Below are 6,783 nucleotides of genomic sequence, written 5' to 3'. Positions count from 1 at the left end.
TCACCGGGTCGAGAGAAGCGCCTCCGGCGATCACGTCGGCGATCAGACCGCCCTCGGGCCGCCGGCGGGACCATCCCCGCGTGCGCGGGGAGCACGTCGGCGTCAACCAGCTCGGGACGGAAGGCGACGGACCATCCCCGCGCGCGCGGGGAGCACGGCCTCATGCCTTTACCGCCGCCGCGCTGCCAGGGACCATCCCCGCGTGCGCGGGGAGCACAGCTTCTACACCCAGACCGCCACGGCGGAGCGGGGACCATCCCCGCGTGCGCGGGGAGCACCCCTCCTTGACCTTCTTCCGCTCGCGCGCGAGGGGACCATCCCCGCGCGCGCGGGGAGCACGGCCGCACGGGCGGGTGGTTCCGCGCCGCGTTGGGACCATCCCCGCGCGCGCGGGGAGCACACTTGTTGACCTGGGGCTTTGAAGATCACTGGGTCGGATTTTATTCACTTCTTCTTGGCATGCCACGCATGCCTAGTGCAGACGAACTGATCGCCACGTCGTGTGACGAGGTGGACGAAGACCCCTCTGTTCCGTCAACGCGTACGCAGGGGGATCCCTCGCTCTACCTTCCTCACTCTTGTTCCGGGCTCGCCGCCTGCCTGTGGCCGCTCTCTGAGGCGCGGCGCCCGAAGCGGCGCCGCTTTGATGCCTTGCTCCAGCCTTTCGGCAGGGCTGGGTTGTTCGTCTTTCGCTCGGTGGGTCGACGGATCAGGGTTATGCCGTCGAAGTCGACCGGCTGCCAGTGGTGATCGTGTATCTGGAAACACAACCGTTGCTCGCTCGGCTGCTGGTAGACAAGCAGCGCTCGTCCTGGTCCGGCCATCTCGACGACCTTGCCCCAAAGCCGGTGCCGGATTCGGCTGTTGACATGCCCTACGTAGACTCCGGCGGAGATTTCCAGCAGCCACTGTGTCAGGTGACCGCGTAGGCCCTCGGGGCAGGCGGTGAGGATGATGACGGTCATCAGAAGTCCACCTCGCCGCCATAGTTGCGTCCGCTGGCGAGTTCTTCTCCGTCCTCGTCCCACAGGCGTAGGGCGTCGTTTTCCGGTTCGTCATCGAGCCATTGCTCATCGATCGGTCCACTCGGGCGAGGGCTGAGCAGCAGGGTCCGGATGTCGCGTACGCATCGCTCGAGGAGGGCTCCGTCGTGGACCCGGTCGCGGACCGCGCGGCGGGTGTCCGGGCCGATGTCGGTTGATCCGCTGGCGGCGATGTCGAAGGCGACCGGGATGGTGATGTCGGCCTTGTAGAGGTCGGCGATGTCGTAGACAAAGGACCGGTCGTGTCCGGTGTGGACAAAGCCGAGGCCGGGTGAGGCGCCGATGGCAACGACGACGGCGTGCACGATTCCGTACAGGCAGGCGTGTGCTGCCGATAGTGCTTGGTTGACGGGGTCGCTGCTGCTGAAGTCGTCCGGGCTGTACACGCGGTTGTTCCAGGTCACGCCGGTGCGATTGGCGTGCTCGCGGTAGCAGCGGCGTACCCGGGCTCCTTCTTTGCCGCGCAGTTGCTGCATGGTGAGGGTGGTGGTGTCTTCGCCGGGGAAGCGCATCCGATACATCTCTCGTGCCACGTGCAGTCGTCGGTCGCGGTGGGAGACCGCGGCGGCTTGGGCGACGAGTAGCCGGCTGGATCGTGCCAGTGGGCGTCCGTGGGCGTAGTAGCGGACGCCGTGCTCGCCGACCCAGACGATGGTGGCGCCGTTGTCGGCGAGAAGCATCATCGCCTGTTGGGTGATGCTGGTGCCGGGGCCGAGCATGAGGACGCCGAGGGTGGCTGCGGGGATGTGGACGACGCCTTTGTCGTCGGTGGCGGTGATCGCGTTGCTGTCGCGGTGGATGATGCAGCGTTCGAGGTAGATGAAGCTGAGCCGATCCTGGGCACGGTTGAGGTCGGCTAGTTCCGCCGGTGGGACGCCGGGGATCTTCACTCAGCGGCCTGGGCGGGGGCAAGGGTGAGCAGGCCGCAGCCGTACGCTTTGGCGTGTCCGATCCCGCTGACCAACGTACGGCGGAATACATCCGCGTCGGTGACCTGGAGGACGCCGTCGTACGTCGCCGTGGCGAGGGTGACCGTGCCCATGCCGCGCTTGAAGGATTGTGTTTGGCGCCGATGCAGCCGAAGGTTGGGGCGGCCGTCGTGCTGGGTCGCGACGACGAAGCCGTGTCTTTCCGCCCGGCTGGTCAGCCACTGGACCTGCTCTGGTTCGCGCAAGTAGCCGAAGCGCTGCGTCTCTTTGGCCTCGGCGGTCTTGCGCCCGCTGTGGGTTGGGTTTGCGGTGAGCCGGAACGCCCATTCCTGGCCCTGGCGCAGCGAGTCGAGCAAGCCGTCGTAGTCCCGGGTCACCCAGGCTTCGTCGATGGTGGGCCAGCCGACCTGTTCGATCAGATGTGTGAGGTCGGGTCGCCCAGGGCTGACGATGTAGAGGTGGACGGTCGCGGTGGTCGGGGTGTCGAGGCGCCACAGTGTACGGGTGGCGGCGCGCTCGTAGTCCTCGGCGACCGGGAAGGCGGCGCGGACCGCCGCATGCATGGCGTGCGGCGAGGAGAGCAGCTTCCGCGCGTTCCGACGAGCTGGGTTGATCTGGAATCGGGTGAGGAACACGCTTAGCCTCCCAGCAGGCTCAAGGGGTCGTGCTCGGCGACACCGGCCCGCTCCGCGAGGTCGTTGGAGACGGGAACGGGCAGGCGCACCACCGACCGCCAGGTGTGCTGTCGATGCGCGGGGTCGAAGCTGACCGGTTCGTCGGGCATGGTCTCGGTGACTGGCTCGCCCGGACGCGCGTCCCGGATGATCTCCAGCTGGACCATGTGGGAGGCCTTCCTGCGGTACCACTTGGCGGCGAGCCACGGCCACTGCTTCAGCGCGTCGTCGAGGGTCTCGTCGTGTACGCCGAGGTTGATCGGGCCGACCGGCGGGCAGGAGCGGCGCCCGAGGTAGAGGGGGAACTGCGGCCGGTTCAACGCCTCCGCCAGGCCATGCAGCAGTTCCCGTTCGCCGCTGACGGCGGCGAGGAAGACCGCGTCGGACAGGTAGAACCGGTAGGTCAACGGTGCGCTCTGACGGCCGTCGAGAGATCGGGCGGTCTGGAAGTCCCGAAGGATCTGCCCGGGTTGGTCGAGCCGTACCCCGAATTCGAGGCCAAGCAACTCGGTGAGCGGCTCGGTGCGCCGGACGCCCTTGGCTGCGGCGAGCAGACCGATCACTCCGCTCTTGGTGGGCGCGACCTCGGTGCCCCGCCGGGCGAACCGGCTGGACGAACCCCACGCCTGGAGCGGGCCCGCCAGCCTCAGCAGCAGCACGCTCATGCCGGCTGTCCAAGTAGGACGCTGGTCTGCTCCCCCACCCCGGTGACCAACTCACCGAAGGTGACCGCCTTGCCGAGGTCGGCGAGCACCGCGGTCTTCTCCCCAACTTGGGTCACCCAGCTGCCGATCGGCCGCTCGCCATAGGCGGTTTCGACCGCCACGGTGTGCTCGGCCAGCGCAGCGGCGGCCAGTTCGATCCGCCCGGCCGCGTGGGTCTCGGTGATGGGCGTCTCGAAGGCGCCGACCAGGTTGATCGGCTGAGTGTCGCGCAGCCGCACCAGCACGGCGTCGGGCAACGTACGGTGGGCGAACGTGTTCTGCTTGCCGGTCGGCATGCTGCGAGCGAACGCGGTCAGGAACGCTTCGACGGCCGCTCGGGTCGCGGCCGCGTCGCCGAGGGTACGGTGCAGCGCGTCGACATCGACCGTCGCGTACCGGTACAGCGTGGACGAGTTGAACTCGATGGTGCCGATCATGCCGGCGCCCGTCTCGGCGGCGTCGGCCTTGCGGTCGTCGACCGCGGTGAAGTAGTCGAACTCGTTGTCGACGGCGTGGACGCTGATGGCGTGCGATATCTGGCACGCGGCGTCGACGTTGATGTCCGTCATGTCGGCCACCATCCGGCCGAACATCGCGATGTCGACCGAGTGCTCGGTGTCAACCAACGCCTTGAACCGCGCCTTGTCGAGGCCGGCGCCGGCACGCGATGCCTCCAACGCGGCGGCGGCGAGGTTGTCCAACTGCCGGTGGCTCAGAAACAGCAGGTAACCGGACTCGACGTCCTTCACCTCACCCTTCTTCTTCTCCGCCTTGGCTAGGCCGCCGGCCACGAAGGTCTCGGCCGCCAGGGCAGACGCCGCGTCCTCCGAGAGGCTGGGGTCGAGGGCCCTAATCCGGGTCGCGAGCGACTCGCCCACCCGCTTGGTCCGCTCGCCGAGCTGGGAACGGTCGAGCAGATCACCGAAGGCCAGCCGGATGGCCCGCTTCCACGCCTGGCTGGAAACCCGGGCACGCCGCACACCACCGTAGATCGCCGTCTTCGGCGAGCCCGTGTCGTCGCGGTTGAGGTTGCTCGGGGGCACGGTCTGCAGCGCGTAGACATCGATGATGGTGCGGCTCATGATGGATCCTCCTCAGGGGAGTCGGCGGCGGGGGCGTCAACGTCGGTGCTGGATCGGGTGCGGAAGAACTCCCGGCCCCAGATCGCCTGGACCCGAGGGCGACCGGTGGGCCCGCGAAGGATCGTCAGGTCGTCGGCGAGCAGGCCGTAGTCGAGTGGGATCTGGTGCTCGCGCAGCATCGTGATCAGGCTGCGCAGGTGGTAAATGCTCTCGTGGTAGGTGCTGGCGGTGCCGAGCGCGGCGAACCGGCGCCGTACGCCCTCCGGCCCGCCCGACTTGCGGACCAGCTCGGCGAGGGCCTGTCCCAGCCCGCGTCCGTCGGCGTGCATCCGCTCGCGGCGTGACTGCTGATGCAGCGCGTACAGGGTCACGGCGTCGTGTGCGGCCTGCTCGGTATCGGTCGCCTCGTCGGGCGGCTGGTAGCCCAGCAGGTCCCGCGGCACCTGTACGTACCGCTCCAGTGTGTAGTCGAAGCCCGGACTCCGACCGATACCGCGCCGCAGCCGGGCCAGCGCGCTGACGGCCTCGGGTTGGGGCACGGTGCTCAACGCGCGCGCCTGCAGGACGCCGATGGTCCGGGCGACGTGGTCGCCGAGCTCCTTGCGCCGCCTGGAGAGCGTCTTCCGTGCCGGGTCGGCCGGCTGGTCGACTTCGACCGTGGTCATGCTGCTTCCTCCTGCCTGTGATCCGGAGCGTTGGCCGCCATCGGCAGCGCCTTGGCCAGCCCCGTGCGAAACCACGCGTCGGCCTGTGAGCTGGAGTAGTGCACTTCCCGGCCGGCGCGGTCCGTGCCGATCCGGCCCACCCATGCCGTCGGGCCGGCAGCGGCGACCAGCTGCCTGCCGAGCCGATCGACGGCCTCGCGGACCAGTCGCTGCCACGCCGCGCGCCGGGCCGGCGGGTCGCTGTCCGGGCCGAGCCCGGCCAGCCAGTCGCGGAAGAGACGGTCCAGCACGGTGTACGCGCGTTCGGCCGCCCGTTCGGCTTCGCCGCTGTCGGTGTCCCGGCTGCCGGCGGCGCGGGCCAGGTTCTCGGCGAGTCGGCGCAGCACCTTCACCGCAGCCTCGGCGTCGCCGGCCGCGTCGACAGCGGTCGCGCGCAACACGGAGTTGTCGACCAGCAGCAGTACGTTCATGGTGAGCGCGTCGCTGAACACCTCGTCGACGACGGACTGCTTTGAGCCGTAGGTGATGCTGACGGCATGAGGACGGGCCTGGAAGTCGGAACCGACAACGCCGGTGACGGTCAACCGGGCCAGCCACTGCACCACCATCGGCGATAGCCGCTGCGCCGGCTCGGCTCCGGGCGGTGGCGGCGACGGCAGCAGGGTCTGCAACCCTCGCCACAGTGCCCGGCTGTGGTCGTGCGGCCGGGGCAGGTAGATCGGAGTTCGCTTCTGCGCCTGCTCCCGTGGTCCGCTGCGGCCCCAGACGCTCATCGGCTCCAGCAGGTGCCTGTCCTGCCAGTCGAACCTGTCACCGTTGGAGATCATCGCGCCGGTGATTCCCGCGGTATCGCCGAAGAGCCGGATCCGCCGGGACTGCCAGGTGTAGAGGCCGAGCAGACCGTACGGGCCACGAGTCGCATCGGGCTCCTCGGCGGCAGTCTGCGGCTCCCGCTCCCACACCGGCAGGTCCCGCTCATCGGCCGTCTGCCACCCAGGCGCCACCGGCACCAGGTTGAGCAGCAGGGTCTCCAGCAGGGTCGTGCCTTCCAGGTAGACGCCGCCCAGCCAACCAAGTGAGCTGGCGCCGATCGGGTAGCCCTTGCCGTTCTTGGCCAGCGGATCTCCGACCGCGCCGGTCTTGATGCCGGAGGTGTCGTATGCCTGGCAGTGCACCAACCAGCGAGCTGCCTCGGCCGGCGTGATCGACTCCATTCCCGACCCGGCGCGCGACGTCAGGAACGGCATGTTATTCGGCACGTCGGCGATGAGGCGTTCCAGCCCGTACGTGTTCTCCTTCGCCGCCCGCAGGTCAGCGACCTGGTAGAACGGGTACTTCGGGTGCAGCAGGTCGAACCGGTCGTGGAAGACGTCGAGATACTCGGCGATGTCCGCGGTCGGCAGCCGTCGGTCTCGCCAGAGCGCCTGCCACGCGGTCCCACCGTGGGGTCCACCGGTGGTTCGGTGCAGGATCGCCAGGGCCAGCCGCAGGATCGCGAAGGTTTGGGTGGGCAGCTCACAGGCGATCATGCGTACGTCGCCGGCCTGCTCGAAGAGGCCGAGCAGTGATACATCGCGGCGTTTCCCCGCAGCGTCCAGCACCGGAATCCACGCCTCGTCCACAAGGGAGAATCCGGCTGGTTGCGGTGAGCTGGTCATCGGTGCACCTCCTTTGTGTTCGCAGTGG

Annotated in this window: 7 protein-coding genes and 1 CRISPR repeat array; all 7 genes read right to left on the bottom strand. The window is 68.8% G+C overall.

The window, feature by feature from the left end; all coding sequences use genetic code 11:
* Positions 1–66 precede the first annotated feature (66 nt).
* Positions 67–400: direct repeats of the CRISPR family, unit length 29 nt; unit sequence GGGACCATCCCCGCGTGCGCGGGGAGCAC.
* A 172-nt stretch (positions 401–572) separates the two neighbouring features.
* From cas2e to casA, 7 genes are read right to left on the bottom strand one after another with little or no spacing between them, the layout of a single operon-like run.
* On the bottom strand, positions 573–965 hold the full coding sequence (gene cas2e / locus ACFFIA_RS21990) for a type I-E CRISPR-associated endoribonuclease Cas2e (RefSeq protein ID WP_377253496.1): 393 nt from the start codon (positions 963–965) through the stop codon (positions 573–575).
* On the bottom strand, positions 965–1,933 hold the full coding sequence (gene cas1e / locus ACFFIA_RS21985) for a type I-E CRISPR-associated endonuclease Cas1e (RefSeq protein WP_377253495.1): 969 nt from the start codon (positions 1,931–1,933) through the stop codon (positions 965–967). Before cas1e ends, cas2e begins: the two co-directional genes overlap by 1 nt.
* Positions 1,930–2,607 (bottom strand): type I-E CRISPR-associated protein Cas6/Cse3/CasE, encoded by a 678-nt coding sequence (gene cas6e, locus ACFFIA_RS21980; RefSeq protein WP_377253494.1) that lies wholly within the window; start codon positions 2,605–2,607, stop codon positions 1,930–1,932. Before cas6e ends, cas1e begins: the two co-directional genes overlap by 4 nt.
* A 2-nt stretch (positions 2,608–2,609) precedes the next feature.
* Positions 2,610–3,311, bottom strand: coding sequence for a type I-E CRISPR-associated protein Cas5/CasD (gene cas5e / locus ACFFIA_RS21975; protein ID WP_377253493.1), 702 nt, complete (start codon positions 3,309–3,311; stop codon positions 2,610–2,612).
* A complete protein-coding gene (cas7e, locus tag ACFFIA_RS21970; protein WP_377253492.1) occupies positions 3,308–4,432 on the bottom strand; it encodes a type I-E CRISPR-associated protein Cas7/Cse4/CasC in 1,125 nt (374 codons plus the stop codon). The genes cas5e and cas7e overlap by 4 nt, the downstream gene beginning before the upstream one ends.
* Positions 4,429–5,097 carry a type I-E CRISPR-associated protein Cse2/CasB gene (gene casB / locus ACFFIA_RS21965; RefSeq protein WP_377253491.1) on the bottom strand — a complete coding sequence of 223 codons (669 nt, stop codon included), beginning with the start codon at positions 5,095–5,097 and terminating at the stop codon, positions 4,429–4,431. The genes cas7e and casB overlap by 4 nt, the downstream gene beginning before the upstream one ends.
* Positions 5,094–6,755, bottom strand: coding sequence for a type I-E CRISPR-associated protein Cse1/CasA (casA, locus tag ACFFIA_RS21960; protein WP_377253490.1), 1,662 nt, complete (start codon positions 6,753–6,755; stop codon positions 5,094–5,096). Before casA ends, casB begins: the two co-directional genes overlap by 4 nt.
* Positions 6,756–6,783 lie beyond the last annotated feature (28 nt).

The organism is Phytohabitans kaempferiae, from assembly GCF_042433955.1.
Taxonomy (GTDB): domain Bacteria; phylum Actinomycetota; class Actinomycetes; order Mycobacteriales; family Micromonosporaceae; genus Phytohabitans; species Phytohabitans kaempferiae.
This window is presented reverse-complemented; position numbering and strand designations above follow the sequence as displayed.

What these genes read in the sequence shown, in the direction of transcription:
- cas2e (WP_377253496.1), bottom strand. Translation starts at nt 965, where the DNA reads ATGACCGTCATCATCCTCACCGCCTGCCCCGAGGGCCTACGCGGTCAC.
- cas5e (WP_377253493.1), bottom strand. Translation starts at nt 3,311, where the DNA reads ATGAGCGTGCTGCTGCTGAGGCTGGCGGGCCCGCTCCAGGCGTGGGGT.
- cas7e (WP_377253492.1), bottom strand. Translation starts at nt 4,432, where the DNA reads ATGAGCCGCACCATCATCGATGTCTACGCGCTGCAGACCGTGCCCCCG.
- casB (WP_377253491.1), bottom strand. Translation starts at nt 5,097, where the DNA reads ATGACCACGGTCGAAGTCGACCAGCCGGCCGACCCGGCACGGAAGACG.
- casA (WP_377253490.1), bottom strand. Translation starts at nt 6,755, where the DNA reads ATGACCAGCTCACCGCAACCAGCCGGATTCTCCCTTGTGGACGAGGCG.